This is a genomic window from Mesorhizobium sp. WSM4840 (genome assembly GCF_055811755.1).
Genome location: NZ_JBVVQD010000011.1, coordinates 151470 through 178348 on the forward strand (window position 1 = coordinate 151470; position 26879 = coordinate 178348).

A 26879-nucleotide genomic window follows, 5' to 3' on the forward strand; every position below is an offset into this window, starting at 1 on the left:
AACTCCGAATGCACTGTCGCAGCCGCCGCTAAAACCCCGCCTGGCCGCGAAACAGCTCGGCGCTGTCGAGCTTGGAAACCTCGATGACGGCTTGCGTCCGGCTGTAGACGTTGAGCTTGCGCAGGATCTCGGAGACATGCGCCTTGACGGTGGTTTCGCCGACCTGCAACTCGTAGGCGATCTGCTTGTTGAGCAGGCCCTGGCGCAGCATCTGCAGCACCCGCAATTGCTGCGGCGTCAGTTTGGCAAGGCGCTGCACCATCTCGGCGCGGTCGGTGCTGTCGGCGTCGGGCGGCTGGCCTTCATAGGTTTCGGGCACGTAGATCGCACCGTCCATCACCGAGCGGATGGCGGCGGCCAGGTCGCTCTTGCGCGCCGATTTCGGGATGAAGCCGGCCGCGCCGTAGGACAGCGCCTCGGAAATGATCTTGGGCTCCTCATGCCCCGAAACGATGACCACCGGCAGGCGCGGATAGCGGGTCCGAAGCTGCAGCAGCCCGTCGAAACCATGCACATCAGGCATGCTGAGGTCGAGCAGCGCGAGATCGAATGGCTTCGCATCCGCAAGAAGCTCAAATGCCTCGGTGATCGAACGCGCCTCGACAGTATCGACATCCGGATAGGCCATCTGCACAGCGCTGTGCAGCGCCTCGCGAAACAGCGGGTGGTCGTCGATGATCAGAAACCGGGCGCGATCGTTGACTGCGGTCATGGCGTTTCGTTTCATTTCAGGCAGGATAGAATAGCCCAGTGACCATGGCCAGATTATTGGCAAATAGTACATCGCCATCCCTGGCCGAAGGGCGGAGATGGCAATTTCCGGACCATCATCCCTTGCCCGGTCGTCCAAATCGGCCGAATGTACCGCAATGAGCGACCTCGTCCTTCATAACTACTACCGCTCCTCCACCTCCTACCGGGTGCGGATCGCGCTGGAGATGAAGGGCCTGACCTACCAGTATGTGCCGCATCATCTGCGCCATGGCGAGCATCTCGAGCCCGCCTATCTCTCGGTCAATCCGCAAGGGCTGGTGCCGGCACTGATCCTGGCCGACGGCACGCTGCTGACGCAATCGCTGGCGATCATCGAATTTCTCGACGAAACCAGGCCCGAACCGCCGCTTTTGCCGCAGGACGCGCTTGGTCGGGCCCGCGTCAGGATGCTGGCGCAGATGATCGCCTGCGACATCCATCCGGTGAACAATCTGCGCGTACTGACCTCGCTGCGCACGCTGTTCGGCGCCGGCGACGAAGACGTCGCCAACTGGTTCCGGCACTGGGTGAACGAAGGTTTTCAGCCGCTTGAAAAGATTCTGTCTTCCTCCCCCGAAACAAAGACATTCTGCCATGGCGAAACGCCGGGGCTGGCCGACATCTGCCTGGTCGCACAGGTCACCAGCAACGCCCGTTTCGGCGTCGACCTGACGCCCTATCCGACAATCGGCCGCATCCACGCCGCCTGCATGGCGCTGCCGGCCTTCCAAAGGGCCGCACCCGAGAACCAGATCGATGCCGAGTAGCAGCGCTATACAATCGTGAGGAATTGCCGATGAAAGCCGTTGTCTTCGAAAAATTCGGCGAGGTGCCGACGATCCAGACCGTTGCCGATCCGGAGCCGGCACTGGGCGGCGTTGTCATCAAGGTCGAGGCGACCGGGCTCTGCCGCAGCGACTGGCATGGCTGGATGGGCCATGACGATGGTATCCGCCTGCCGCATGTGCCTGGCCACGAGCTTGCCGGCGTCGTCGTGGCCGCCGGCAAGCAGGTGACCCGCTGGAAGGCCGGCGAGCGTGTCACTGTGCCGTTCGCCGTCGGCTGCGGCCGTTGCTTCGAATGCAGCTCCGGCAACCATCAGGTCTGCGAACACCAGTCCCAGCCCGGCTTCACCGGCTGGGGCTCGTTCGCCGAATTTGTCGCCATCGACCATGCCGACACCAATCTGGTCCGCTTGCCGGACGAGATGGAATTCGCCACCGCCGCCAGCCTTGGCTGCCGCTTCGTCACCTCGTTCCGCGCCATTGTCGACCAGGGCCGGGTGACGCCCGGCGAATGGGTGGCCGTGCATGGCTGCGGCGGCGTCGGCCTGTCGGCGATCATGATCGCCAGCGCCATGGGCGCCAACGTGATTGCCATCGACCTGACCGACGAGAAGCTGGACTTCGCCAGCAAGATCGGCGCGGTGGCGACCATCAACGCGGCCAAGACGCCGAACGTGGTCAAGGCGGTCAAGCAGATCACCAATGGCGGCGCGCATATGTCGATGGACGCGCTCGGCCACCCCACCACCTCGTTCAACTCGATCGCGAATCTGCGCCGGCGCGGCCGCCATGTGCAGGTCGGCCTGATGCTCGGCGATCACGCCAGGCCGCAGATACCGATGGACAAGGTGATCGCCTTCGAGCTCGAAATCCGCGGCAGCCACGGCATGCAGGCCCACCGCTACCAGGCGATGATGGAGATGATCCGCACCGGCAAACTCAAACCCGAACTGCTGGTCGGCAAGAAAATCAGCCTCGAAGAGGCGCCAGCCGCACTAATGGCGATGGGCGGCTTCGAAGGCATCGGCATTGGCGTGGTGACCAAGTTCTAGCCAAGTCGGCTCTCCCTTCTCCCCTTGTGGGAGAAGGTGGCCGCGAAGCGGTCGGATGAGGGGTGTTCCAGCTTGGCACGAGGGCGTTCCGGCCAGCACCCCGCTGCGCGCCAATCCACCTTCTCCCACAAGGGGAGAAGGAAGAAGGGCCGGCGCCTATCTCGCATATCTCTTCGCACCGACCACGCAAAGCACGACGGCAGCGGTGACGGCAATCATGGCGGGACTGACCGGCTCATGCAGCAGCGTTGCCGCCAGCCCAAGGCCGAAGAACGGCTGGAGAAGCTGCAACTGCCCGACCGCAGCGATGCCGCCTTGCGCCAGCCCGCGATACCAGAACACAAAACCGATCAGCATGCTGAACAGCGAGACATAGGCCAGGCCGATCCAGGCGGCGTTGCCGACGGGTTCGAGCGACGGTGGCATGGTGATGAGCGTCAGGGCCAGCATGACCGGCAGCGACAACACCAGCGCCCATGAGATCACCTGCCAGCCGCCGAGTTTGCGGGACAGCGTGGCGCCTTCCGCATAGCCCAGTCCGCACAGGATAATGGCGGCCAGCATCAGCATGTCGCCAAGCGGCGCGGCCGCCACACCTTGCGTCACTGCAAAACCGGCAACAAGGGCGCTGCCAAGGCATGAAAACAGCCAGAAAGCCGGTTTGGGGCGATCGCCGCCGCGAATGACGCCGAAGATTGCGGTCGCCAGCGGCAACAGGCCGACGAAGATGATGGAATGGGCCGAGGTGATGTGCTTGAGCGCCAGCGCGGTCAGCAGCGGAAAGCCGACCACGACGCCAAGCGCCACGATGGCCAGCGACAGCAGATCGCGCCGCTCCGGACGCTTCTGGCGAAAAGCGAGCAGGAGCGCGAGGCCCAGAATGCCTGCCGTGGCAGCACGGGCGACGGTTAGGAACGTCGGATCGAAATCCATCACCGCGACGCGCGTTGCCGGAAGCGATCCGCTGAAAATCAGCACGCCTACGAATCCGTTGATCCAGCCGCCCGCCGTCTTATCCATCGCACGCTCCTGATGTTCTCGCCCTCTATCGGGCCGGACATGTGGCGCCACCAGGGACAATGAGGTACAGTTTGATAAAACTGTTATGGTAGATTGAGCAGTACGGATGGACGAGCAGGCGACGGCAAATGAGGGCAGCGGGACGCTTGTCGAAAGCGTCATGGCGACGATCAGGCACAGGATCGCCGCACGCAGCCTGACACCGGGAACCCGGCTGCCTTCGATCCGGGCTTTTGCGAAAACCATGCAGGTTTCGAAATCCACCGTGGTCGAAGCCTATGAGCGGCTTGCGGCGGAAGGCATCATCCGCTCGCGTCCAGGTTCGGGCTTTTATGCCGCCGGACCGCTGGCTCCTTTGTCGCTGGCCGAGATCGGCCCCAGGCTTGATCGAGCTGTCGATCCGCTCTGGGTTTCGCGCCAATCGCTAGAAGCCGGCGACGGCGTGCTCAAACCCGGCTGCGGCTGGCTGCCTGCCTCCTGGATGCCCGAGGCTGGATTGCGCCGGGCCCTGCGGACAATGGCACGCGGCGATGATGTCACGCTGACGGATTACGGCACCCCGCTCGGGCTGCCGCCGCTGCGTCATCTGCTCGCACGGCGCATGGCAGAGCACGGCATCGAGGCATCTCCCGACCAGATCATGCTGACGGAATCGGGCACCCAGGCCATCGACCTCCTCTGCCGGTTCCTGCTCGAGCCGGGCGACACGGTGCTGGTGGACGATCCCTGCTATTTCAACTTCCATGCCCTGCTGCGCGCTCACCGGGCCAAGGTGGTCGGCGTTCCCTATACGCCGTCGGGACCGGATATCGAGCTGTTTGGGCAGGCGCTGATCGAGCACCGGCCGCGCCTCTACATCACCAATTCCGCGCTTCACAATCCAACGGGTGCAATTCTGTCGCCGGTCGTCGCCCATCGATTGCTCAAGCTCGCCGACCAATCGGATCTGACGATCATCGAAGACGATATCTTTGCCGACTTCGAACACACGCCCGCGCCCAGGCTGGCGGCGTTCGACGGTCTTGGTCGCGTCGTCCATATCGGCAGCTTCTCCAAGACGCTTTCGGCGTCGGTGCGCTGCGGCTTCATCGCGGCTCCGCGCGACTGGATGGAAGGGCTGACCGACCTCAAGATCGCCACGTCCTTCGGCAGCGGCAGGCTTGCCTCTGAAGGACGGCAGCTATCGCAAGCACGTGGATTTGCTGCGCACGCGGCTTTCACGCGCCATGGCTGAGACAAGAACCCGCCTGAAGACGATCGGCGTGACGCCGTGGATCGACCAGCCCGCCGGCATGTTCTTATGGTGCAGCCTGCCGGAAGGCGTGGATGCAGCGGAAACAGCCCGCCGCGCCTTGTCGGCCAATGTCGTGCTGGCGCCCGGCAATGCGTTCAGCCTGTCCCAAACTGCCAGCCGTTTCCTGCGCTTCAACGCCGCGCAGTCGGCAGACGAGAGAATCTTCAGGACGCTTGAAGAGGCAATGTCGCGATGATTTTCGCTGTCACGAAGATGCAGGCCCTGGCGCTTCGCCCCTCAGGCCCTTGCCCGCCTCCGGCGCTCATAGAGCATAACGAGCGTTTCGGCGGTCAGCGCCGGCTTCTGCTCACCTTCGATCTCGACGATATTGGCCGCCTTCATCAGATACTGGCCGGGACCTTTGTCCTCCATGGACAAAAGCGTGATGCGCAGCCTGATGCGCGCGCCGGCCCTGACCGGGGCCAGGAACCGCACCTTGTCGAAGCCATAGTTGAAGACGGCTTGCGTGTTTTCGGGCACGATGCCCATGTCGAGCGCCAGCGCGCCGATGATCGACAGCGTTAGATAGCCATGCGCGATGGTGGCGCGGAACGGGCTCTGCCGCTTCGCCCGCTCTGGATCGACATGGATCCATTGGCGGTCGCCCGTGCATTCGGCGAACTGGTCGATGCGGCTCTGGTCAACCGTCGTCCACTCCGACACGCCAAGCTCCTGCCCTGTCATCGTCCTGAGCTGTTCGTAGGTCGGCGGCGTCCTCAGCCGTGTTTGCGTCATTCCTGCTTTCCCGATCGCTTGCCCTGCCTCCGGACCACGAACCGGCCGCCTCTGTCAATTCGCTCCGCGCGTTCCGCTGCGGTATCCTCGGCCGGATGCCTGTGTCCAGCGCCGGAAACAGGTTCATCCGAGCAAGAGAAACTTTGTGCGCCTCGCCGGGGCCAAAGACCAACAATACGGCTTTCAGCAGCCGGACATGACGGGAGAAAAGTCCGCCTGCTTTGGCTTGGGAACAGCCTACTTCTTATCGTAGCTGCTGCGGATTTCCGCCATCGCCTCCTTGATACGCTCGCGCAGGATCTCGACCGATTCGGTCCCGGATTTCCTGGCCAGTTCGGCCACCTCGCCGGCATTCTTCAATGCGGTCTCGAAGGATTTCCTGGCGAACGCCGCTTGCTTGGCCATCAACTCCCGAGGATCGCCCGGCGCCCTGTAGCTCTGCGCCATGTCGGCGATCTCGTGCAGCGTGTCCTGCAGCATCTCGCGCTGCCTGGAGAGCAGCGACGACGCTCCGGCGGCACTCGCCCTGGCCGATTTTTCCAGTGCCTCGAGGTTCTTGCGATGATGGTTGAGGATCGCCTCGACATCGACGTTCGGCAGCTTCAGGTCGCGGCCGAACCTGGCGAAAATGTCCATGAAGGTGTCGGATTCCGGTTGCTTTGCCATGGTGGCTTCTCCCCTGGCGCTGCGAATGCGGCACCTGAAGAGAACATAGGGCACTGGAGCCTCACGGTCCATTCGGCCGCGCAACAGATCGCGGCTCAGTTGACGAGGAACAGCCGTTCCACAGTATGGAGCACGACGCCGGCAAGGCCGCCGATGACCATGCCGTTGAAGCGGATATATTGCAGGTCCCTGTCGATGTTCATGGTGAGCTGGGCAAAGTCCCAGCGCTTGACCTGATCGGCGGCGTGTCAGTCGCTAGAGGGTCTTCGGATTTCGATTCGTCCGATTGGCTGGCTTGCATTTCGGGGCTGGAGCCGGACAGCTGCCTGACGACGAACGCATAGAAGAGGAGGGATGATGCCGATCCCGCCCATCGGCCCCTTGTCAATTGCAGAATTCCAAGGCCGCCAAAGACGAGCGCAATAAATGGATTCTTGAGAATTCGTAGCGCACCGAACGCATTCCAGAAGTTTTCGGTGGCGGGACCCAATCCATAACCTCGCGTCGCCCGGTAAGCGGCCAGACCACCCAACAGGCCGATTATGGTCGCTCTGCCCCCTTCCAACGCGGGGTTCCTGTCGTCCGCCTTGTCTCCGCTCGGAACGGGCGGCTCTCGGCGAGGCGGCGGCGAAAATGTTTCCTGCAGGTCGAACACTTCGCCGTCGGCCGCAATTTTGCGAATCGAGGGCAAATCCGTCTTGTGCTCGATGATAAAGCTTCCGGTCATCGGGTTCGCCCTCAAACCGGCAATCTCCGGATAGTTCGAGAGCTTCTCGATCGCCGAGCGGAAATAGGACACGTCGCCGCGGAAATCGGAAACTTTCACCCGAAGGCGCCCCGGCATGGTGTGTTCGACTGTCGCTTTGGGAAGCATGACTCGCCTGCTCGTTGGAACCCTGTTTGCGCCCCCGATGCCAGCTGGTCTTTTCGCCGCACTCCTTTGTATTGCCTTCAGCCTCGCATATCGAGGAGTCTTGCACCAGAGCACTCTGCTCACTGATTATACAGGAGTCTCGGTATGCCGGTAGATTCGTCCTCTCCCCTTTCAATCTCCGAACAAGCCACTGACGCGAGCGCCGGGGACGACCAAATCGCCATCCGGCGCCAGCGTCGCAACCGCGCCTTCGCCAACGGTCTCCTTGGCTCAATGGCAGCGATCGTCGTAAGCACGCATTGGGTTGATAATCCGGGCTTCGCCACATTGCTGCTGCGGTCAGGCGCCGAGGCTGGCCTGGTCGGGGGGCTGGCGGACTGGTTTGCCGTCACGGCGCTGTTTCGCCACCCTTTAGGTGTCCCGATTCCGCATACCGCTATCATCCCGAACAGCAGGGATCGCATTGCCACAACGCTCGGGCGCTTCATAGAGCGGCATTTCCTCACGGCGGACACTGTCCTTGCCAAGTTGCGCAGCGTTGGTGTCGGACACCGCTTCGCCACCTGGATTGCTCTTCCTTCCAGTGCCGATGCGATCGCCGATACGATTGTCGACGCACTACCATACCTGATCCGATCTGCGGGAAGCCCCGACCTGCTGAATTTCGCCCATCGCACGCTTGGCGAGCAGCTTCGGCAAGCCGACTTTACGCCTGTCCTCGGCCGCGTTCTTCATGCGCTGACGGTCAGCGGAGAAGCCGACGTCGTATTCGACCGCGCCATCCAAGTTGCCGAAAAATTACTCCAGGAGAACAGCGGCCAGATCGAAAAACTTGTGCAGGAACGCAGTCGCTGGTGGATTCCGAAAGCCATAGACCGCCGGATAGCTGCTGCGCTTATTTCAGGTGTGATCGAAGTATTGCACAAGCTGCAGGAGCCTGAAGGTGACGCGCGGCTGAAATTCCGGAAAGCAATATTGGACCTTGTTCACACCCTGCAAACATCTCCCGAGCAGCGGGAGCAGATAAATGCAGCCAAAAACCGTTTGCTCGAGCATCCCGGCATTCAGGCATGGCTCGGTTCAATCTGGACCGAGCTGTCAGAGCTTGCTCTACAGGATTTGCAAACGCCCTCGTCGAAGACGCGCGCCAGCCTTCAGCGTGGGCTTTCCCTGTTCGGACAGGCGCTTGCGACCGATGAGGCAATGCAGAAACACCTCGACTCTGCGCTGGAACGCTTGGCGCTTTATATCGTCACGTGGCGCGGCGAGATCAGCTCCTTCTTCAGCGACGTCGTCAGGAACTGGGACACGAAAGCTCTATCGGACCGCCTCGAACTGGTTGTCGGGAGCGATCTCCAATACATCCGCATGAATGGAACCATTGTAGGCGCGCTCGTCGGATGCCTCCTCTATCTCGGAACATGGGCGATTTCCTAAGAAATCGCGCCGCCCAGCAAAGCCTGCGACTGTCATCAAGCTTTTGTGAAAATCTCCTATCTCGCTCGCGAATGGTCGCCTTGGCGGCATGAAAGTGAGCGAATCGAGATGCATGTTCAAAAAACCGCCCGTGTCGTTCACCGCACAACGGGCCGTCTACGGATCAAAATTCCCGCTGCGCGCTATCAGGTCGCGTTTTTCGCCAATCTGCAGCGAGAGCTTCTCGGCGTGGAGGGCATATCCAGCGTCACCGTCAATCCCACGGCCGCAAGCCTGGTGATCGTGCACGATAATAGTGTCGATCCGTTGGCTGCCTGCCGCGGCATTCCGTATCTGACGGTCGAATCGACTCTTCATCCGCTCGTCGTGACGAACGGTCGGGCTGACGGCATGAGCGGGCGCGAACTGGACCTGGTGTTCCTGCTGGCAAAGTTTCTGCCTCTCGTCTTCGCGAGGCATCCTGCTGCCCAACTGGCAGAGGTCCTGGCCGAACCGGTGCTTCGTGCGGTTGTCGGCACCATGATGCGACCTCAGTCGCATCGATCGCCGACTGTAACGTATGAGCAAGTCGAAGAACCTATGCCGATCGCAGCGTAAGGCCGGGGGCTGCAATTACACCGGTGCCGGAAGGTTCGTTTGCTCCTTTGCACGGGTCCAGACCAACTCGCCGTCGGCGGCATCACGTCGCGATTTCATCCATTCCATTGCCAGGAAGGGAAGAGTTCCACCGGCGAGGGTAATGATGGCGTCTGTTCCGGTGATCGGTGCTATCCCGAGAAGCCTTCTGAAAAACGGTATTAAGAGGCAGCCGGCCTGAACGGCCATCGACCCCCCAATGATCAGGGAGAGCGCGCGATTGGGCGGTCGCGGGCTGCGATCAAAGATGCTGTGCCTATCGGAACGCGATGTGATGGCATGAAGAAGCTGGGCCATCACCAGGCTTTCGAAAGTCATGGTCCTCGTGATTGGAGAATCCAATCCATAGCGCGTGGCGCCGAGAAGGCTCACCGCCATCGCTCCACCGCTTATGATCGCAGATTGAGCGGCAAGCCGCCCGATTTCACCACGCCGCAATATCGCCGTGTGGTCTTCTTTCGGTGCCTGCCGAAGAATGTCGGGTTCAGGCGCTTCCATCGCCAGTCCGATGCCAGGCAGCACGTCCGAGATCAGGTTTATCCAGAGGAGCTGCATCGGCGAGAGCGGTGCTCCGATGCCGACCGAAGTACCCGCCAGAACCAGCAGCACCTCGCTGAGGTTAGTGCTGACCAGGTAGCGAATGGTCTTCCGAATGTTGCGGTGGGTCGTGCGGCCTGTTTCGATGGCGGTGGCAAGACCGCCGAGACTACCGGTGTGGATGATGACATCCGCGATTTCCCTCGCGGCATTCATGCTCTGCTGCTGGCCGATCGCAACGCCCACGTCTGCAGCCTTCAACGCAGGGCCGTCATTCACTCCGTCACCAACCATTGCTACGGTTACACCTGCTTCCTGAAGGGAGCGAACGATTTGCAGCTTTTGCGCCGGGCTGACCCGACTGAACGCATGCGCGCGCCGAGCGGTCTGGGCAAGCTCGCCCGAAGACATGTCTTCGAGGTCCGCGCCATCGACAATCTCCACCTCGCCTCGACCGTTCAGCCCGATAAGCTCGCTAACGGCAGCCGCCGTTGCCTTCTGATCACCCGTGAGCATAATCGTCTGAATGCCGGCCTCGTGCAGCTGGCTCAGCAGTTCGCTGGTACCCGGACGCACCTGATCCGCCATCCCAACAAGCCCGAGCCAGGCAAGATCTCGACCATTGTGCCCATTCGGCTTGGAACCTGTGGCCTGTCCACGCGCGACACCCAGTACGCGAAGAGCCTGAGATGCCATTTCGAGATTTACTTTCCCGATGGCGGCGCGCCGTTCCGGAGTGAGTTCTCGCTCGGTGCCGTCCGGCAAGGTTTCGATGCGGCAACGCGCCAGGACCTCCTTCGGGCTCCCTTTCATGGCGGTCAGCGTCCCATCTTCCATTGCATGTTGCGTCACCATGAAGCGATACGTTTCGCTCCTGCGCTGCACGGATATCCGTGCAAAGCGCTTACGCAGAGATGTAACGTCCACGCCACGGTCGAGAGCGGCCTGGACGAGGCAGCCGTCGGTAGGCGAGCCGTTCAAACGCAATCCTTCCTCCGTCTGAACAATCTCGGCATCGTTGCACAGGCAGCACACTTCCAGCAGATGGCGCAACGCGTTCTGCGCGCCCCAATCCTCATTGATCGAGTAGGCGTTGTCGCCAATCCTGATCGTATCGACATCGATGTGGCCGAGGGTCAGCGTTCCCGTCTTGTCGAAGCAAACGACCCGCGCCGCCGCAAGCGTCTCGACAGCATCCAGCTTGCGGATCAGAACACCTTCACGACGCAGTTTCTCGATGCCAAGAGCAAAGGTGGTCGTCGCCACCATCGGCAGACCTTCAGGGACTGCTGCGACGGCAACAGACATCGCCGAGCGGGCCATCTGGAGAAGACCGATGCCGCGCAGCCAGCCTAGAGAGAAAAGGACTGCGCAAGTGCCCAATGTCAGCCAGCCGAGCCGCTGTCCGAGGTTCTTGAGCTCCATTTGAAGCGGCGTTTCAGGGGCGAAGGTTGCGCCGACCAGCCGCTGTATTCGTCCCGCTTGCGTGAGCGAACCTGTTGCGACCACGACCGCGCGCCCGCCGCCTCCAGTCACGATCGTTCCGCGATAGATCATGTTTGAACGGGACCCAAGAGGCAAGTTCACCCGTTCGATAGCACCCACAGTCTTCTGAATGGGTGCGCTTTCGCCCGTCAGCAGGGCTTCACTAATTGTCAAAGCCTCCTCATTCAGCAGACGCGCATCGGCCGGAACAACGTCTCCCCGTTGCACCGTAAGAACGTCCCCGGGAACGATCTGCTGAACTGGGACAGTGGCAATGACGCCTTCGCGCATAATCTGGGCGGTTTGGGGCCCCTTCGCTCCCAAACTTTGGATCGTCCGTTCCGCACGGCTTTCGGTTTGGTAGCCGATGACGGCATTCAAGCCGACTACCGCGAGAATCACGGCGGCTTCGAATGCGCCGCCGGTGAGAATGGAGACCGATGCGGCACCAAGAAGCATCGCGACCGGCAAGCTTTGAAATTGGTCCGCAAGAATGCTCGCGCGCGACCGTGGCTGAATGTTTTCGAGGATGTTGGGGCCGGTGCTTGCCAACCGCCGCAGAGCTTCATCTCCCGGCAGACCGGCGTCTGCCGAAGCCTCCAGCTTGAAACACGATTGTTTTGGCGAAAGCGTATGCCACTCCGGCCCGGCATCGGGCATCTCGCCCGGTGCGATGATCTCACCTCGCAATAAAGCTGCGAGATAGTCGATGATGGAATCAAGGCCTGACGTCACGTCAAATTGGACGACGACATTTCCGGTCAGATCGCTGGCGGTGATGCTGGACACGCCAGGCGCCGCGTAGCCTCCCCGCTCCAGCAGAGTCTTGACTGAACTTGAGCCTTGCAATCCGCCGATTTTCAGCCTGGCCCGACCCGGGACTGATGTATGGATCCGGGTAATGGACACGGCGCTGCGACTATTGGACGACTCGGGATTCCCCGACTCGGCATGCATCCCACGGCACCCTTGAGCTGACTGTTGTACCGAACTCCACCGCAAGAGCTTGCTGGGCAAAACGACTGTGCCCGCGGTGGAATCCTTTGAGGCAACGAGTGGATGGCCTGGCGTGATGCAAAGCCCTCACGCCGGTCATGACCCGTTTCAGACGAGTATTGATGCTTAGCTGCTAGGAGACTTTTCTGCAGCTTCGCTCTTACGGGCGCGACGCGCGCCGGTTTCGCTGCTGCCTCCATTGTCCGTTTCCTTGGTCGCTTCGGCCATCTCTGTTCTGGCTTCAGCAACCAAGTCGGACGTCATTTCATTCATCTCAGCAACGGCAACTCGGCCTTGGTCGTAAGCAATCAGACCGGCCTTGAGGACCGCTTTCGAAACAGGACGCAGCACGGATACGGCAAGCGGGGCCAAGAAGGCCGCTCCAACTCCGAAGGCCAGACCCGTTGCTAAGTTGCCGCCTTTAAATGCGTCTTCGAGTATCGCCATTGAACTTGCTCCTTGTTGGTGCCCCCATTCTTCTTACAGGTACAAACGAACCTCCCAAGACTCGCGAACCTCCCAAGACTCGACCCCCAAGACTTCAATTCGACAGCCGCATGTGGATGTCAGGATTGGTCCGCGGATTTCGGTTGCTCAGCCGCGGCTTTACGCGCTTCTTCCACTTCAGCCCGAGCCTCGGCCATGACGTCGCCGGTTCTCTCATTGAGTTCGGCGAAGGCAACTCGTGCTTGATCGTAAGCCACCAATCCAGCCTTGATAGCCGATTTGGCAAATGGTTTGAGGATAGGCGCAAGCATGGGGGCAATGACACCTGCTCCAATGCCAATCGCCAGCCCCGTGACGATATTGCCACCCTTCAACAAGGCCATGGCCCTACTCCTTGGAGCTTTGTCTCGACGCGACTGGAGCGCGTAAGGTTGGTCCAACGATTTGCCACCGGGATGGTTCCGCGTGAATATTGAAAATTGTCATTAATTTGTCACCCTCCTTTTACATTCAATACGGTCTCTGCAAAACGGTCTCTGCAACGAGGGCGGCGACGAAACCCAGCCACGCATGGCGGCACTCGAAAGACTTGGCGAGGGCAAAAATGAGGACGCAGAGCGCGAGCGCTACGGTGGCGACGAAGCGCCGAAAGCTTGGCGTCCGCGTCGGCATCGAAACCGGACGGATGCCAAAGTCGGTGCTGATTGTGACATGGATGAACTGCTCCTGGTCGATCTCGCGGACTTAATTTAGTAATCCGCCCACCCGAATGCTCGCCAGATCAGGGTCGTCGCTTGCACGACCGCGCACGCAAACCTGACAAAAAACTTCATCTATTATGCGGTGCTTGTCTGGAATTATTCCAAGGTATGGGCCATATTAGGGCTGAGCTACTGCTTCGTGAGGACAAAATGCGGCTGACACGCCAGACCAACTACGCCATGCGCATCCTGATGTATTGCGCCGCGAATACCGATCGGCTGAGCCGCATCCCGGAGATCGCGGCCGCCTACTCGGTGTCTGAACTTTTTCTTTTCAAGATCCTGCAGCCTTTGGTCGAGCATGGTCTGGTCGAGACGGTGCGCGGCAGGAACGGCGGTGTCAGGCTCGGCCGCCCGGCCGAATCGATCACCCTGTTCGACGTCGTGCGCGTGACCGAAGAGAGCTTCGCCATGGCCGAATGCTTCGAGAACGACGCCGCCGAATGTCCGCTGGTCGACAGTTGCGCACTGAATTCGGCGCTGCGCGAGGCGCTCAATGCGTTCTTCGCCGTGCTCGAGCGCTATACGATCGCCGACATGGTGGCGGCGCGCCCGAACGTGCGCCACCTGCTCGGCATCGACATGCTGGTGCAAAGGGCGCCGGCCGCCTGAATTTGCCCTTTACCCTCTCCGAGCGTTTGCGCTGCCCCTCACCTGCCTGCCGGCATCCTCTCCCCGTATAGTGACGGAGAGAGGGACGATGTCATCGACGGTTTCGCCAATCTCCATCGTTGCAAAAAGGCCGGCAGGGCGATGAGGGGCAGCGCCGACCTTGCAAGTTGGAACTTACGCCGCTGACTGCGGCAGGACGAACGGCATGTCTCCGGCCGGCAGCACGCCGACCCTCAGCCGGCAATCGAATACTTTTTCGATCAGATCGTCGCTCAGCACGTCCTGCGGTGAGCCGGTGGCGGCAAGCCTGCCGCGGTGCATGACGAAAATCCGGTCGGCATACATCGCCGTCAAATTAAGGTCGTGCAGGATGGCGACCACGCCGCCGCCCCTTCTGGCGAAATCGCGGGCGATGTTCATGATGATCAATTGGTGCTTGATGTCGAGGCTGGAAACCGGCTCGTCGAGGAAGAGATAGCGCGGTTTGCCGTCGAGGAGCGGCGCCCACACCTGGCAGAGCACACGGGCCAGTTGCACGCGCTGCTGTTCGCCGCCCGAAAGCTCCTGGTAGAAACGGCCGGCAAAGCCATCGAGATCGACCCGCGCCAGCGCCCGTTCGGGCAGGCGCTCGTCCTCGCCGGGCAGCGCGCCCGAGCGCCCGCCGAGCAGGCCGAGCCTGACGATCTCGCGCACCGTGAAGGGAAAGGACAACGTCGTCGCCTGCGGCAGCACGGCGCGCAGCATAGCTGCCTCGACAGGCTTCACCCCTGACAGGTCGCGGCCGTTGATGGTGACCGCACCCGAAAAGGCTAGATCGCCGGACAACGCCCTCAGGAAAGTCGTCTTGCCCGAACCATTGGGGCCGACGATGGCCGCGATTTCGCCAGGCCGTATGTCGAAATCGACATTGGCGACGATACGCTTGCCGCCGATCGCCACCGAGACATCCCGCGCTTCGATCATGCCCGCTCTTCGATCATGAAAAGTCCTCTCACAGGTCCCCCCTCTCACATGTCAATGACGCCACGCTTGCGCAGCAGGATCCAGAGGAAGAAGGGAGCGCCGGCGATCGCGGTGACGATGCCGATCGGCAGCTCGGCCGGCGCCACGATGGTGCGGGCGACGGCATCGGCCAGAAGCAGCAGGCAAGCGCCAAGCAAAGCCGAGGCCGGCAGCAAATAACGGTTGTCCGGGCCGATAGCCAGGCGCAGCAGATGCGGCACGACGATGCCGACAAAGCCGATGCCGCCGCTGACGGCGACGGATGCCCCGACCGCCGCCGAAACGCCGACAATTGCAGTGTATTTCAGCCGCTGCACCGGGATGCCGAGATGGCCGGCGGTGGCTTCGCCCAGCGCCAGCGCGTTGAGGCCGCGCGCCAGGAACGGCATCGCCGCCAGCGCCAGCACGATCACAGGCGGACGGAACCGATCTTTTGCCAGGTCGCGCCGGCGAGCGAGCCGAGTTGCCAGAAGGTCAGGTCGCGCAACTGCCGGTCGTCGGCCATGAAGATCAGGATACCGGTCAGCGCCATGGCAAGGGCCGCCAGCGCAATGCCGGCAAGCAGCATGGTGGCGACCGAGGTTCGGCCGTGCCTGGTGGCGACCTGATAGAGCACCAATGTCGTCGCCAGCCCGCCGCAGAACGCCGCCAGCGGCAGGGCGAGTGTGCCCAGCACCGCAATTACCGGCGCCAGCACCGTGGCGCCAAGCACGATGACGGCCACCGCGCCGAGGCTCGCTCCCGCCGAAACACCGATGAGACCGGGGTCTGCCAGCGGGTTGCGGAACAGCCCTTGCATCACCGCGCCGGAGACGGCAAGCGCTGCGCCGATCAGCACGCCGAGCGTGACACGCGGCAGGCGGATATCGTAGACGATCAGGCGGTCGCGCGCGCTCAGCGCCTCATTGCCGGGTGCGGCACCCAACAGCCAGTCGCCAACGACGCTGACGGCCGAGGCATCGGATGCGCCTGATGTCAGCGACAACAGGACGGCAACGGCAAGTCCGAGGCACAAAAGCAGGATGGCGTTGCGCGCGCCCCGAACGGTCACCGTCGGATGCTGCCGCCATAGTGCCCGCACCAGCGATCGATTGATCCACCATTGGGCGCCCGCTCAGTCCGCGGCCTGCCCGCCATAACGCGAGGCGGCAAGGTCGCGGATGACGTCGGCGGTGCGCGGCCCGAAGCCGAGCAGATAGCCGCGATCCATGCTGACCAACTGGCGCACCGCACCCGCCCGTGTCGACAATATGGACGGGTTCGCGAACAATTCGTCGTCCGATATGCCGGGACCGGCATTGTTCATCATCAGGATCACGTCCGGCCTGGCGGTGATGACAGCCTCGTCGGACAATTGCTTGTAGCCGGAGAAGCCGTCGACCGCGTCGGCGCCAAGCGCCTTGCCGACGATGCGGATCTTTTCGACAATGCCGTCGTGGTCGTAGCGCTCGGGCACCTCGATGAACGGGATGCTCGTCTTCTTCAGCACGTCGACGGTTTCCTTCGGCCCGCTGCCGTGCAGGGCCAGGATGCCCGACGGATTGACCGACAGCACACCTTCCGGCGACAGCTGGCGCATGTAGCCGACGTCAGGCAGCTTGAGCGCCGCCTCGGGATAATTGCTGGTCGAATCGCGAGCGACCAGCCGGTCCGGCTCGCCGAGCGCAAAGACGATCTCGGTGATCGAACCGCCAATGGCCGCTATCTTCGACGGGTCCGCAAAAACCTCCGTCCCTTCGGCGGCGCGGGCCGGCAGCGCAAAGGCCAACGAAAGGCACATCGTGGCCCCAAGCGCCATTCTAAAAACACGCGCCCGTTCAAGCAAAGGAGCCATTGTCGTTGTCCTCAGGCTGCGGTCGGGCTTGGAATGCGCGGCAGATTCTCTGCCAGAAACCGCCAGTCCTCGCGTTCGCTTTCGCCTTCGTGGCGCTTGCCGAAGAACTGGATGATCATCTTGCCGTCGGCGCCATAGGCTTCGACAGACGTGACATGGCCATCCTTGGTCGGCTTGCGCACGGCCCAGACCTCCTGGATGTGGTCGGTCCGCAGATGCAGGTGGAACGTCTCGTCCAGCACGTTGATCCACGGCCCCATCGGCTTGATCGAGGTGATCGGGCCCGAATGGATCTGGATGCAGCCGCGATTGCCGACAAAGCACATGATCGGCATCTCGCCCTCGGCGCCATGATGCAACATGGCGCTGATGGCATCGTTGTCGAGCAGCCAGGCGTAATCCTGGCCGACCATGCGCATCGCCTGGCGGCGGTCGAGCTTCAGCGTCTTCAGCATGCCGAAGAACTGATGCACGTCGGTCAGCCGGCTCCAGCGGTCGCGCAGATCGTCGACGTCAGCGGAAGCGGCGGAAGTCTCGGCCTCGCTTTCAGGCCCGCCTTCTGAAATCGCGACGCTCGACTCCTGGTTCGGCGATTCCAGCTCGGCCACCAGCTTCTGATAGGCATAGAGGTTGGACGCCGGCCGCAGATGCACCTTGTGCACCGCCTCGCCTGCCGCATCGAAGAACTGCAGGCTGCGCCTGATATCGCCGCCGTCGCGCTTTTCGACGGCAAAGCCGTGCGCCCAGACTTTCGGGAAGATGCGCAGGTCGATGTTCTCGCCAAGCACCATGGCATTGTGGTTGCCGGTCACGACCTTGTCGTAGACGCCGATCTTCTCGTGCACAGCGCTTTCATTGCGCGTCAGCGCCATGACCTCGCCGACGGCCTCGAGGCCGGTCAAAAGATCATTGACGCGCGGCTCGACGCGGAGGGCGCCGTCGCCGCAATGCGCGGCGACCAGCTCGGCCTCCGAAATGCCAAGCTGGGCGGCGAGATCGCGCTCGCGCGTCTTCGGATTGTCTGCCCGCGCCCGCCGGATCTCGTGCGGCGCGGGCTTTACGCGCTGGTCCATAATTTTATTACCTACTTGTTGAGGATGAGCTTGCCCTGGCGGGTGATTTTTAGCCGGTAGAGCGCTCCGTGATGCTCGATACCGATCTCGTGCTCGCCCTGGAACAGCGAGTTGCTGGACAGGGTCCTCACCGTCAATGGGACCCGATCGAAACGAGCCGAATTGTCGTCGGAACGGCGGACGCGATCGCGAAAGTCATTGGGATTGTGCGTGTTCATCTGGTTTCGATCCCTTTCCTGGGCCGGGCCGCGCCTGGTCGCTGGCGCGGCGCTTGCGTGAAATGCCGATTCATTTCTTGACTTGAATAATCATGTTTACTAGTCAGTGCAATACCGGACTAACCGAGTCAAGATTTAAGAAGCCGGACACATCGAAAATGCAGGTCGCCGCGCATCACCGTCGGCGTCTCGCCGTTCGAAACCGCCAGCCTTGCGGGACTGCAATTCTACGGCACCTATGCCGAGGGATATCGCTCTCCTCGCTGTCGGAAACCCTCATCAGCGGCAATCATCCGGCAGGCGTCAGCTTTCCCTTCCTCCCCATTCCCGATCTGAAGCCTGAAACTGGCAAGACCGTCGAATTCGGTGTCAACTACAAGCGCGACGACATCTTCGAAGCCGGCGACGCGTTTCGTTTCAAGGCGGCCTACTTCGACAACGAGGTCGACGACTACATCGAAGGCGTCACCCCGTCGGCATTCGACCCGACCAGCGGCTGCCCGTTCGGCCCCGGCATCCCGACCTGCTTCCAGACCAGAACTTTGCAGAAGCCAGGATCCGCGGCTTTGAAATGGAAGGCGTCTATGACGCCGGCTGGGGTTTCGCCGGGCTTTCCACGTCGATCATCGATGGCCACACTATTTCCTACGACGGCGAGCGGGCAGACCTCGTCACCGTCCCCTCTTCGCAGGTCACCGGGCAACTCGGCTTCCGCTTTCTGGAGGACAAGCTGACCGTCGGCGGCGAGGTGCAGTATAATGGCAAGCCGAAGGGCAATCCGGTGGCCAAGGACTACACGCTGGTCAACGCCTTCGCCAGCTACCAGGCGACCGACAATCTCAAGGTCGACTTCCGCGCCGACAATTTGTTCGACGTCAAATACACCAACCCGTTGAATGCATCGGCCACTGTTGTAGTTTACGAGCCTGGTGTCACGCTCAAGCTGGCGGCGACAATGCGATTTGGAGGCTGACGACAATGACAAGCTTGACGGCATCGCTTCGCCTGCTGACCTCGGTGCTGGCCATGCCGCTTGCGATGGGTCCGGCGTGGGCGCAACAGTCTGCGCCGGCCCCTGCTCTCACGCTTGAGCTCAATGGCGCGCAGGCCTCCGAAAAAGGCTGCCGTCTGACCTTCGTGGTCAACAACACGCTCGGCGCCGACCTCTCGAAAGCGGCGTTCGAGATCGCGCTGTTCAACGAGGCCGGCGTCGTCGACCGGCTGACGGTGCTCGACTTCAAGGACCTGCCGGCGGGCAAGACCAAGGTGACGCGTTTCGATCTTGCCGGCGCCGACTGCGCCAAGGTCAGCCGCGTGCTGATCAACAGCGCGACCGAATGCGCCGGCACCGGCATCAAGCCGGACGCTTGCATGCGCGGACTGAAGACCGAGACCAAGACCGGCATCGCCTTCGGGGTCTGAGAAGGCAGTGGGAAGACAGTGGGGCTGGAGCCCGCATTCGCTCGAAACATAGTGGTGTGGTCCGCTGCCTGTTGCCGCTAGGGCAAATGATGTTGATTTGACAAGTCCGCGCCGGTTGCGGCAGGTCTCGCCGCGAGCCATGCAGAACATCAGTCCCCTCCCCGACGCCGATGGCGAACTGGCGCTTGCGCCGACCGGACCGCTTGCGCCTGCCCGACCGTCAGCGATGAGCCGCAATTGGACGGCGGCAATCGTCGCCTCCTGCCTGTTTCATGCGGCGGTGGCGGCCGCTTTTCTCATCGCACCTGCAGGCACGTTTGATGCCGGGGACGCAATCGAGATGGAAGGCGCCGATCGAACCGGCGCCGACGTGGTCGGCAGCGCCTTGAATGGTAAGGTGCCGGGCGCGATGAACGTCACCCTGGTGCCCGACCCGCGGCCAGCCAAGCCTGAGGTCAAGCCCCAGATCAAGCCAGAGCCGCCTGCCGACCGGCCCACCGGGGACCGGCCGATCAGGGAACTGGCCACGCAGCCGCCCGCACCCTTGCCGCAGATTGTCGAGCAACCCACTGCCGCGCCAGACATGATGGCCGACAGCCCGCAGGTGGACGAGCAGCGCGTGGCTCCGAAGATCGAAACGCCGGCAGAGCCGGCTGCCCCGGCCGAAACCGCCGAGGCGCCTCCTGCCGATGTCGGACAGCCGCCGATCCCGACGCCAAGGCCGAGCGCTACACCAGGTCCTGTCGGAGCCGGCGAAACCAACGAGGCCCGCGGCGCCGCGGATGGCGAGGAGCGCGCCGCGGTGGCTGCCAGCAAGGGCAAGGAGCAGGCAGGGGCAGGCAATGCGATCGAATCCGGCTACAGCGGTGAAGTCCAGAAGAAGCTTGCCCGCGCCAACCGTCATGTTTCGAAAGCGATACAGGCGAGCGCTCGCAACAATGCCAGGGTCGTTTTCGTTGTCATGGCCGACGGCAGCATCAGCGACATACAGCTTGCCGAAAGCTCAGGCTCTGCGGAGCTTGATCAATTCGCTTTGACACTGGTGCGCAAGCAGGCACCGTTCCCTCCCATTCCAAGCGAAACCGGCAAGTCAAGCTGGGTGTTTAAAGCGCGGATCGGTCCATTTTGACAGCCTGCGCCTCATCGTATCAGGCATTCCAACACGCATCATAAAACTGCAGTCACGAAAGGACGGCCAATGTACATCGCCATGAACCGCTTCAAAGTCCAGAATGGCTCCGAGGAGGCCTTCGAGGATGTCTGGAAGAGCCGTGATTCCAGCCTCTCAGAAATGAAAGGTTTCAAGCAATTTCATCTGCTGCGCGGTCCGGTCAACGAGGCCGAAGGCTACACGCTGTTCGCTTCGCACACGGTGTGGGCGAGCCATGAGGATTTCGTCGCCTGGACCAAATCCGAAAATTTCCGCGCCGCGCACCGCAACGCCGGCTCCACCAAGCTGCACTATCTCGGCCATCCGCAGTTCGAGGGCTTTTCGGTCGTCGAGGGCGCGTGACATGACCTCGTCCGCAGCCAATTGCCGATCTCGGCGCCGCCCCTTCTCCCTTCTCCCCGTGTGGGAGAAGGTGGATTGGCGCGCAGCGCCAAGACGGATGAGGGGTGTTGGAAGGATCGCCGTCCGTGCCAAGCTGGAACACCCCTCATCCGACCGCTTCGCGGCCACCTTCTCCCACAAGGGGAGAAGGAAGAGTCGCCCCGCTATGCGAAGCCCCGGCCGACCCTCACACCGCGGCCAGCAGGCTGGCGTTGCCGCCGGCGGCCGTGGTGTCGACGCAGACGGCGCGCTCATGCGCGTAGGCCGCCGGGTTGAGCACTTCGCTGACCAGCGGCACGATCGGGCCGGTGCGGTCGGCGATCACCTTGCGCACGATGCGAGCGGCCTCGGGCGTGCCGGAAAAGGCAACGACGTCGACGCGCAGCGCGCGTGCCTCGACCGGGTCGGGCCGGCCGTCGATGGCCGCCAGCGGCAGGCCCTTGCCGGTCAATGATGAAAGTGCCGCCGGCGCACCCGGCGCGACGGCCAGCACCGCATTGCCGGCGGCTAGCGCCTGGATGGTCTGGCCAAGCAGCGTGTCGGCGTCCGGTCCGAGGCACAGCACGCGGCCGCGCGGCGACAGCGACAGCGTGTTGGCCTCGCCGGTCGGTCCGGGCAAATCGACCTGGCCGAAATCGATGCTGGCGGCGGCACCGATGGCCGCAGCACCCTTGCCGCGCAAATGCTTCCTCAGCACCGCCACCCGGTCCGCCCGCGTCGACCAGCCGCCCAGCGCCGGGTCCGGCAGATTGTCGGCGAGTTCGGTCGCCGTCACCTTGCGGCCGTCAAGAATAGGCGTGCCCGCCTGCGGCCCCTTGCGGAACCGCCTGAGATAGTGCGGCCCGCCGGCCTTCGGTCCGGTGCCGGAAAGCCCTTCGCCGCCGAACGGCTGCGAGCCGACGACGGCGCCGATCTGGTTGCGGTTGACATAGATGTTGCCGGCATGGATGCCGTCGACGAAATGCTGGGCGCGGCCTTCGATGCGGGTGTGCAGGCCGAAGGTCAGGCCATAACCCTTGCGGTTGATCGCGGCGATGACCCCGTCGATGTCGTCGGCGTCGAAGCTGGCGACATGCAGCACCGGCCCGAACACCTCGCGCTCCATGTCCTCGATCCCCTTGACCCGAAAGACATGCGGCGCCACGAAGCGGCCATCCTTCGGCGTTTCGAGTTTGGCGATCAGCCGGCCCTGCAGGCCCATGTCAGTGCAATAGTCGCGGATCGATTTTTGTGCCTCGTCGTCGATGACCGGGCCGACATCGGTCGATATCCGCCAGGGATCGCCGAGGCTGAGCGCTTCCATCGCGCCCTTCAGCATCTCCAGCATCTTCTTCTCGACGTCCTTCTGCACATAGAGCACACGCAGGGCCGAGCAGCGCTGGCCGGCACTCTGGAAGGCCGAGGCAAGGATGTCGCGAACCGCTTGTTCGGGAAGCGCGGTGGAATCGACGATCATGGCATTCAACCCGCCGGTCTCGGCGATCAGCATGGCATCGGGCGCTGCAGTCTCGGCCAGTTGCTTTTCGATCAGCTTGGCGACCTCGGTCGAGCCGGTGAAGCAGACGCCGGCAATGCGTGGGTCGGCGGTCAGCGGGCCACCGACCGAGGGGCCGTCGCCGGGCAGAAGCTGGATGACGTCTTCCGGCACACCGGCTTCGCGCAGCAATTCGACCGCGCGGAAGGCGATCAGCGGCGTCTGTTCGGCCGGCTTGGCGATGACCGAATTGCCGGTCACGAGTGCTGCCGCGATCTGCCCGGTGAAGATGGCGAGCGGAAAATTCCATGGCGAGATGCAGGCGATCGCGCCGCGCGCTTCCGTGCCGGGTTCGGCATTGGCAGCTTCGGCGGCATAATAGCGCAGGAAGTCGACCGCTTCGCGCACTTCGGCGACACCGTCGGCCAGCGATTTGCCGGCCTCGCGGCTGGCGAGCGCGAAGAATTCGACGGCATTGGCCTCATAGAGGTCGGCGGCGCGGTTGAGGATGGCGGCGCGCTCGGCGACAGGGCGTTTTGCCCATGTCGGCTGTGCCTCCACCGCGATGCGCACGGCGGTCGCGACCTGCTTGGCGGTGGCCTCGCTGACCGTGCCGACCACCTCGTCGGGCTTTGCCGGATTGACCACCGGACGCTGTTTGCCATAGCCGGCGGCCCGGGTGATTGGCTTGGCGTGCCAGCGGTCCGGGCCGGCAAACTCGGTCTTCGCCTTGTCGATCGCGGCCAGCGTCAGCGGATCGGTGATGTCGAACCCCTTCGAGTTGCGGCGGGCAGGACCGAAGATCGCCGACGGGCTGGGGATCGCCGGATTGGCGGCGGGACCCTGTTTCTCGACCGTTTCGAGCGGGTCGCGAGCAATATCCTCCGGCTCGACCTCCTCGTCGGTGAGCTGGTGGACGAAGGAAGAATTGGCGCCGTTTTCAAGCAGCCGGCGGACCAGATAGGCAAGCAGGTCGGAATGGGCGCCGACCGGCGCATAGATGCGGCAGCGCGTACCCTCGGCCCGCCGCGCCGTCTCGTGCAGCGCCTCGCCCATGCCGTGCAGGCGCTGGAACTCGAAGGAGTCACGATCCCCGGCCATCGACAGGATGGCGGCGACGGTGTGGGCGTTGTGGGTGGCGAATTGCGGATAGATGCGGTCGGTCATCGACAGCAGCTTTTTCGCGCAGGCGAGGTAGGACACGTCGGTGTTGGCCTTGCGGGTGAACACCGGATAGCCGTCGAGCCCGAGCGCCTGCGCCCGCTTGATCTCGGTGTCCCAATAGGCGCCCTTGACCAGCCGCACCATGATGGTGCGGTCGTGCTTCTTCGCCAGCCCATAGAGCCAGTCGATGACGAAGGCGGCGCGCGGACCATAGGCCTGGACGACAACGCCAAAACCGTCCCAGCCGGCGAGTTCCGGCTCCGCCAGCACCCGCTCGATTACGTCGAGTGACAGGTCGAGGCGGTCGGCCTCCTCGGCGTCGACATTGAGGCCCATGCGCGAATGGCGTGCCGCCAGCGCCAGCGACAAAAGCCGCTCGGCCATCACGGGCAGCATCTTTTCCTTCTGCGTCACTTCATAGCGCGGATGCAGCGCCGAAAGCTTGACCGAGATGCCGTGGTTCTGTCGGATGTCGGGACCATTGGCGCCGGCATCGAGCGACGAGATGGCGTCGGCATAGGCCTTGAGATAGCGCAAGGCGTCGGCCTCGGTGCGAGCCGCTTCGCCCAGCATATCGAAGGAATAGAGATAGCCTTTCTGGGTCATTGGCTGGCCGCGCTTGACGGCCTCGGCAATGGTGCGGCCGAGCACGAACTGCTCGCCCATTTCGCGCATGGCGGCAGCGACCGCCCTGCGGATGACCGGCTCGCCCAGCCGGCGCACCATGGCGCGCAGCGTGCCTTCGATGCCGTCCTCGCCTTCCTCGAGCACTCGACCGGTCAGCATCAGCGCCCAGGTCGAAGCATTGACGAAAATCGAGCTCGAGCCGCCCGAATGCGCCGACCAGTCATGCGGCGCGATCTTGTCGGCGATGAGATCGTCCATCGTCTCGGTGTCGGGTACCCGAAGCAGCGCTTCGGCCAGACACATCAGCGCGACGCCCTCCTTGGTGGAGAGGCCGTAGGCGGACAGGAAGACCTCCATCAACCGCGGATCGGACGAGCCGCGCACCGCCCGCACCAGGTCGGCGGCGCGGGCCGAGATCGCCTTTCGCTCTTTCGTCGAAAGCCCTGTCGCCTCGGCCAGCCGCTTCACGGCCTCGCCTTCGTCAGGCAAATAATTGGCACGGATCTGCTGGCGGATGGCATCGAGCGCTGGCATGACGGTCCTGTAGAGAGTGAGCATCAGGGAGCGGTCCGGCGGTCACCGGACCGAATGGCGCAAGCTAGCACAAAGCGTGGTTTCGGTCGGTCCAAAGAAATCGACACGGCAGGTCGATTGAACTATCATGGGCCGGATTTTCCACCAACTTGACCACAGAATCGATGAACGAAGACCAATTGGACCGCATCGACAGGAACATCCTGTCGGCGCTGGGCAGCGACGGCCGGCTTTCCATGTCGGAACTCGCGGCAAAGGTCGGCCTGTCGAAGACGCCGGTGCAGGCGCGGGTCAAGCGGCTGGAAAAGGACGGTATCATCCGCGGCTACCAGGCGATCATCGATCGCGAGCGCATGGGCGAAGGCCATGTCGCCTTCGTCCAGGTGAAATTGTCCGACACCCGCTCGGCCGCGCTCGACGCCTTCAACCGCGCCGTGCAAACGGTGCCGGAGATCGAGCAATGCCACATGATGGCGTCGAGCTTCGATTATCTCCTGAAAGTCCGCACCACCGACATCGCCGCCTACCGCCGCGTGCTCGGCGAGCGCATCTCCGCCCTGCCTCACGTCGCCCAGACCTCGACCTTCGTGGCGATGGAGACGGTGAAGGATCGGTAGGCGCGCTGTTGCGGTGACGTCGGCGGGACAGCGCGAAGGATCGCTACCGAGCAGCTGCGTCCCTCACTCCGCCAGCGTCTTCAAAAACGCCACCAGCGCTGCGCGCTCGCGGTCCGAAAGCTGCAGCGGGTGGACCTCGGATACACCCTCGACACTGGCCGGCGCTTTCGAATAATGCGCCACCACCTCGTCGAGCGAGGAGAACTGCCCGGCATGCATGTAGGGCGCACGGGTGGCGGCGCCGCGCAGCGACGGCGTCTTGTAGGCGCGGACGAGTTCCGGTCCGGCCTTGACCATGAAGCGTAGCTCGCCGCAGGCGCTGGCGTCGCCATCGCGAAAGGCGCCGAAGCAGTTGAACGGATCGGCCTCGACCTGCGCCACCGCATCCATGCGGCCGCGATCCGGCGGCAGATTTCTAACCGGCGGCACGCCGGTGTTGTGAAAGCTGCCGTCGGTGAAACGCGGCCCGGTATGGCACGTCACGCAATTGGCCTTGCCGATGAACAGTTTTAGCCCGAGGATCTCCTCGGGCGAAAAGGCGTCGTCGCCTTGCGGAGTCTGTATACCGGTATCCAAGGCGGCGGCCAACCGGTCGAAGCGCGTCTGCGGCGGCGCAATCGATCGCTCGAAGGCGGCGATCGCCTTGCCGATATTGGCGAAGACGCGGTTGACGCCCTGGGCCTGTGCATCGGACATGGCATTCCAGGCGGCCTGCTCGGCATCGCTGCCGAGCGGGCTGGCATTGGCCGGCACGTTTGAAAGGTCGGGCAGCGGCCCGAAGATGCGCTCGTAACGCTCGCCGAATCGCGCCTTGATATAATGCGCGTAGGCGGCGCGGTTGCCGGCCTGCTCCAGCGGATTTTCAAGCGGCGCCAGCGCCTGCGCCCAAAGGCTGTCGCGCCGCCCGTCCCAGAAGAACCATGGATCATGCGCGACGCCGGCCAGCGGCATGGTGCGCCGGTTGGTGCGGCCGACGCCGACCGCTTGCGGCAGGTCGTCCTGGAACTGCCGGTCGATCTTGTGGCAGGTCGAGCAGGACACCTTGCCGTCGGCGCTCATCCCGACGTCGAAGAACAGCGTCGCGCCGAGCGCGGCGGCGGCCGGCACGTCGGCGAAGCGGTTGGTGGTGTCGGCTTTCAGCGGCGGCAGCGCCGACAGCGCCAGCGACGCGATGGTCGTCTTTTCGGCATCGGAAAACTCCGGCTTGCCGCAGCCGGCAAGCACGGCCATCGCCAACAGCGCGAAAAGACGCGAAAAGCGGTTCATCTTGCT

Annotated in this window: 25 protein-coding genes and 4 pseudogenes; 13 read left to right on the forward strand and 16 right to left on the reverse strand. The window is 63.0% G+C overall.

The window, feature by feature from the left end:
• Positions 1 to 28 precede the first annotated feature (28 nt).
• A complete protein-coding gene (locus tag AC0L3I_RS16965; RefSeq protein WP_095521992.1) occupies positions 29 to 712 on the reverse strand; it encodes a response regulator in 684 nt (227 codons plus the stop codon).
• 157 nt (positions 713 to 869) lie between these two features.
• On the opposite strand from AC0L3I_RS16965, the gene maiA reads away from it, so the two are divergent.
• Complete coding sequence (maiA, locus tag AC0L3I_RS16970) at positions 870 to 1520, forward strand: maleylacetoacetate isomerase (protein WP_473527634.1); 651 nt, start codon at positions 870 to 872, stop codon at positions 1518 to 1520.
• A 29-nt stretch (positions 1521 to 1549) separates the two neighbouring features.
• Entirely contained in the window at positions 1550 to 2590 is a 1041-nt protein-coding gene (locus AC0L3I_RS16975) for a zinc-dependent alcohol dehydrogenase family protein (protein WP_473489216.1), read from the forward strand.
• 156 nt (positions 2591 to 2746) lie between these two features.
• Here the strand turns inward: AC0L3I_RS16975 and AC0L3I_RS16980 are convergent, their stop codons facing one another.
• Positions 2747 to 3610 (reverse strand): DMT family transporter, encoded by an 864-nt coding sequence (locus AC0L3I_RS16980; RefSeq protein ID WP_473527635.1) that lies wholly within the window; start codon positions 3608 to 3610, stop codon positions 2747 to 2749.
• 106 nt (positions 3611 to 3716) lie between these two features.
• Here AC0L3I_RS16980 and AC0L3I_RS16985 point away from each other — a divergent pair.
• Positions 3717 to 5100, forward strand: a pseudogene (locus tag AC0L3I_RS16985) (aminotransferase-like domain-containing protein).
• A gap of 41 nt (positions 5101 to 5141) precedes the next feature.
• On the opposite strand, the gene AC0L3I_RS16990 reads toward AC0L3I_RS16985, so the two are convergent.
• From AC0L3I_RS16990 to AC0L3I_RS17005, 4 genes and pseudogenes are all read right to left on the reverse strand, one after another.
• Positions 5142 to 5639 (reverse strand): MaoC family dehydratase, encoded by a 498-nt coding sequence (locus tag AC0L3I_RS16990; protein ID WP_473490019.1) that lies wholly within the window; start codon positions 5637 to 5639, stop codon positions 5142 to 5144.
• A gap of 237 nt (positions 5640 to 5876) precedes the next feature.
• Positions 5877 to 6305, reverse strand: a complete 429-nt coding sequence (locus tag AC0L3I_RS16995) for a phasin family protein (protein ID WP_473490018.1) — start codon at positions 6303 to 6305, stop codon at positions 5877 to 5879.
• A gap of 95 nt (positions 6306 to 6400) precedes the next feature.
• Positions 6401 to 6547, reverse strand: a pseudogene (locus tag AC0L3I_RS17000) (DUF445 family protein); the annotation flags it as partial.
• Positions 6505 to 7179, reverse strand: a complete 675-nt coding sequence (locus tag AC0L3I_RS17005; protein ID WP_473527636.1) for a hypothetical protein — start codon at positions 7177 to 7179, stop codon at positions 6505 to 6507. The gene AC0L3I_RS17005 and the pseudogene AC0L3I_RS17000, both read right to left, overlap by 43 nt.
• A gap of 144 nt (positions 7180 to 7323) precedes the next feature.
• Between AC0L3I_RS17005 and AC0L3I_RS17010 the strand changes: the two genes are divergently transcribed.
• Together AC0L3I_RS17010 and AC0L3I_RS17015 are read left to right on the forward strand one after the other, a co-directional pair.
• Entirely contained in the window at positions 7324 to 8616 is a 1293-nt protein-coding gene (locus AC0L3I_RS17010) for a DUF445 domain-containing protein (RefSeq protein WP_473486513.1), read from the forward strand.
• A 45-nt stretch (positions 8617 to 8661) separates the two neighbouring features.
• Complete coding sequence (locus AC0L3I_RS17015; protein WP_473527637.1) at positions 8662 to 9213, forward strand: HMA2 domain-containing protein; 552 nt, start codon at positions 8662 to 8664, stop codon at positions 9211 to 9213.
• Positions 9214 to 9228: 15 nt separating this feature from the next.
• Here the strand turns inward: AC0L3I_RS17015 and AC0L3I_RS17020 are convergent, their stop codons facing one another.
• The 3 genes from AC0L3I_RS17020 to AC0L3I_RS17030 all read right to left on the reverse strand — a co-directional run bounded on the left by AC0L3I_RS17020 (position 9229) and on the right by AC0L3I_RS17030 (position 13100).
• Positions 9229 to 12063, reverse strand: a complete 2835-nt coding sequence (locus AC0L3I_RS17020) for a cation-translocating P-type ATPase (RefSeq protein ID WP_473527638.1) — start codon at positions 12061 to 12063, stop codon at positions 9229 to 9231.
• Positions 12064 to 12396: 333 nt separating this feature from the next.
• Positions 12397 to 12717, reverse strand: a complete 321-nt coding sequence (locus tag AC0L3I_RS17025; protein ID WP_473486516.1) for a DUF5132 domain-containing protein — start codon at positions 12715 to 12717, stop codon at positions 12397 to 12399.
• A 119-nt stretch (positions 12718 to 12836) separates the two neighbouring features.
• Complete coding sequence (locus AC0L3I_RS17030) at positions 12837 to 13100, reverse strand: DUF5132 domain-containing protein (protein ID WP_095494486.1); 264 nt, start codon at positions 13098 to 13100, stop codon at positions 12837 to 12839.
• A 187-nt stretch (positions 13101 to 13287) separates the two neighbouring features.
• On the opposite strand from AC0L3I_RS17030, the gene AC0L3I_RS17035 reads away from it, so the two are divergent.
• Positions 13288 to 13470 carry a hypothetical protein gene (locus tag AC0L3I_RS17035; protein WP_473527639.1) on the forward strand — a complete coding sequence of 61 codons (183 nt, stop codon included), beginning with the start codon at positions 13288 to 13290 and terminating at the stop codon, positions 13468 to 13470.
• Positions 13471 to 13628: 158 nt separating this feature from the next.
• Complete coding sequence (rirA, locus tag AC0L3I_RS17040; protein ID WP_027156154.1) at positions 13629 to 14090, forward strand: iron-responsive transcriptional regulator RirA; 462 nt, start codon at positions 13629 to 13631, stop codon at positions 14088 to 14090.
• 174 nt (positions 14091 to 14264) lie between these two features.
• Here rirA and AC0L3I_RS17045 read toward each other — a convergent pair whose 3' ends face one another.
• From AC0L3I_RS17045 to hemP, 5 genes and pseudogenes are all read right to left on the reverse strand, one after another.
• Entirely contained in the window at positions 14265 to 15053 is a 789-nt protein-coding gene (locus AC0L3I_RS17045) for a heme ABC transporter ATP-binding protein (protein WP_473527640.1), read from the reverse strand.
• Between the two features lie 44 nt (positions 15054 to 15097).
• Positions 15098 to 16195: pseudogene (locus tag AC0L3I_RS17050) on the reverse strand (FecCD family ABC transporter permease).
• A gap of 11 nt (positions 16196 to 16206) precedes the next feature.
• Positions 16207 to 16926 carry a heme/hemin ABC transporter substrate-binding protein gene (locus tag AC0L3I_RS17055; RefSeq protein WP_473527641.1) on the reverse strand — a complete coding sequence of 240 codons (720 nt, stop codon included), beginning with the start codon at positions 16924 to 16926 and terminating at the stop codon, positions 16207 to 16209.
• An 11-nt stretch (positions 16927 to 16937) separates the two neighbouring features.
• Positions 16938 to 17999, reverse strand: coding sequence for a hemin-degrading factor (locus tag AC0L3I_RS17060; RefSeq protein WP_473527642.1), 1062 nt, complete (start codon positions 17997 to 17999; stop codon positions 16938 to 16940).
• Between the two features lie 11 nt (positions 18000 to 18010).
• Positions 18011 to 18217 carry a hemin uptake protein HemP gene (hemP, locus tag AC0L3I_RS17065; protein WP_473527643.1) on the reverse strand — a complete coding sequence of 69 codons (207 nt, stop codon included), beginning with the start codon at positions 18215 to 18217 and terminating at the stop codon, positions 18011 to 18013.
• 158 nt (positions 18218 to 18375) lie between these two features.
• On the opposite strand from hemP, the pseudogene AC0L3I_RS17070 reads away from it, so the two are divergent.
• The 5 genes and pseudogenes from AC0L3I_RS17070 to hmuQ all read left to right on the forward strand — a co-directional run.
• A pseudogene (locus tag AC0L3I_RS17070) lies at positions 18376 to 18651 on the forward strand (hypothetical protein); the annotation flags it as partial.
• A 137-nt stretch (positions 18652 to 18788) separates the two neighbouring features.
• On the forward strand, positions 18789 to 19190 hold the full coding sequence (locus AC0L3I_RS17075) for a TonB-dependent receptor domain-containing protein (protein WP_473527644.1): 402 nt from the start codon (positions 18789 to 18791) through the stop codon (positions 19188 to 19190).
• A gap of 5 nt (positions 19191 to 19195) precedes the next feature.
• Entirely contained in the window at positions 19196 to 19639 is a 444-nt protein-coding gene (locus AC0L3I_RS17080) for a hypothetical protein (protein ID WP_202367245.1), read from the forward strand.
• Between the two features lie 139 nt (positions 19640 to 19778).
• Positions 19779 to 20768 (forward strand): energy transducer TonB family protein, encoded by a 990-nt coding sequence (locus tag AC0L3I_RS17085; RefSeq protein ID WP_473527645.1) that lies wholly within the window; start codon positions 19779 to 19781, stop codon positions 20766 to 20768.
• A gap of 69 nt (positions 20769 to 20837) precedes the next feature.
• A complete protein-coding gene (gene hmuQ, locus AC0L3I_RS17090; protein WP_473527646.1) occupies positions 20838 to 21152 on the forward strand; it encodes a heme-degrading protein HmuQ in 315 nt (104 codons plus the stop codon).
• A 226-nt stretch (positions 21153 to 21378) separates the two neighbouring features.
• Here the strand turns inward: hmuQ and putA are convergent, their stop codons facing one another.
• Entirely contained in the window at positions 21379 to 24990 is a 3612-nt protein-coding gene (gene putA, locus AC0L3I_RS17095) for a bifunctional proline dehydrogenase/L-glutamate gamma-semialdehyde dehydrogenase PutA (RefSeq protein ID WP_473527664.1), read from the reverse strand.
• 164 nt (positions 24991 to 25154) lie between these two features.
• Between putA and AC0L3I_RS17100 the strand changes: the two genes are divergently transcribed.
• Positions 25155 to 25607 (forward strand): Lrp/AsnC family transcriptional regulator, encoded by a 453-nt coding sequence (locus AC0L3I_RS17100; RefSeq protein ID WP_123150538.1) that lies wholly within the window; start codon positions 25155 to 25157, stop codon positions 25605 to 25607.
• A gap of 63 nt (positions 25608 to 25670) precedes the next feature.
• Here the strand turns inward: AC0L3I_RS17100 and AC0L3I_RS17105 are convergent, their stop codons facing one another.
• Positions 25671 to 26873 (reverse strand): cytochrome-c peroxidase, encoded by a 1203-nt coding sequence (locus AC0L3I_RS17105; protein ID WP_473527647.1) that lies wholly within the window; start codon positions 26871 to 26873, stop codon positions 25671 to 25673.
• Between the last annotated feature and the right edge of the window lie 6 nt (positions 26874 to 26879).